At 61.3% G+C, this 1,294-nt stretch carries 1 protein-coding gene; it reads right to left on the reverse strand.

Annotated elements, in window-relative coordinates:
• Window positions 1–183 precede the first annotated feature (183 nt).
• Window positions 184–1,095 carry a lipid A biosynthesis acyltransferase gene (locus Q0349_RS09495; protein ID WP_298080647.1) on the reverse strand — a complete coding sequence of 304 codons (912 nt, stop codon included), beginning with the start codon at window positions 1,093–1,095 and terminating at the stop codon, window positions 184–186.
• Window positions 1,096–1,294 lie beyond the last annotated feature (199 nt).

Here is a 1,294-nt window from a genome sequence, read left to right on the forward strand (position 1 = left end):
CATGGGAATATCCTCTCACAGATAGGGTTCCCTCCTAATTTCTTGGGGCGGTTCACTTTTCTCATCCCGCAATGTTCTTATGTCTTACTGAGATTATAAACAGGCTCTTAGGTGTATCGCTATAACCCGTAAACAGAAAAGCCCCGCTCCCAACGGGAGAGAGGCTTGTGTGTGCAAGTCCTGTTACCGTTTTTCCGGGTAGGGGTAGCGGCTGCCGTCCGGGCGGTTTTTGTAGCGGCGGTGCAGCCAGTAGTATTGTTCGGGATGTTGGCGGATTTCCCGCTCGTAGTCGGCATTGACGCGGCGCATGACGTCGGTGTCGCTCTCGCCTGCCACGGGGCGGATTTCCGGGGCGACGCGCACGGTGTAGTGGCCGTCGGCTTCGCGCCACATATAGACCGGGATCCAGTGCGCACCGGTGCGTTCGCGCAGTTTGGGCAGGATGTTGACGCTTGCCGCGTCCACGCCGAAAAAGGGCGCGAAGACGCTGACGCGCGGCCCCATGTCCTGGTCGAGCGCGTACCAAAGGTTGCCACCGCCCTGGAGGAAGCGCAGGGTGTGGCGCATATCTTTGTAGTGGATGAGTTCGGTGGCGGCGCGGGCGCGGTGGTGTTTGATCCAGTAGTGGTAGTAGGCGTCGTTGAGCGGGCGGTACATCCCGCCAGCGGCGACGTAGAGGCCGAGCAGGCGCACGCCCAGCTCCATCAGGGTGCTGTGCGAGCCGATGAGGACGACGGGCGCGGCGGGGTCGCGCAGCAGCGCCAGTGATTCGGGGTCGGCTTCAAAGCGCGACAACGCGCGCAGTTTTTTTTCGCTGAGGTACCACGCCATGCCGGTTTCGATGATGCCGCGGCCAACGCTTTTGGCGTGTTCGCGCAAAAGGCGGGCGCGGGCGGTGTCGTCAAGGTCGGGGAAGGCGATACGCAGGTTGGTTTCGCTGATTTTGCGGCGATACGGCAGGAGGCGGTAGAGCAGGCGGCCAAGCACACCGCCGACGGTCATGCGCAGCGGTTGCGGCAGTTGGACGAGCAACCAGAGCAGGGCGGAGAGCAGCCAGTGGCCGAGGTAGCGGGGGGAGAGGAGTTGTGCGGGCAAGGGTGTGGTCTCTTGGTTGGGTGTGATCGGGCGTTGGTATGGGGTCGGTTCGGCGGGCAATTTATAGCGAAAAAAATTTGTAACAACCCGGATTCAAGCCCTGTGTAGCGAACTAAGCAAGGCAAGCCGCCGATATGCTCCCTCTTCCTTTGGGACAAGCATTGCTTGCGAAGCAAGAGAGGGTTGGGGCGAGGGCAGT

Source organism: uncultured Cardiobacterium sp., from assembly GCF_938028185.1.
GTDB lineage: Bacteria > Pseudomonadota > Gammaproteobacteria > Cardiobacteriales > Cardiobacteriaceae > Cardiobacterium.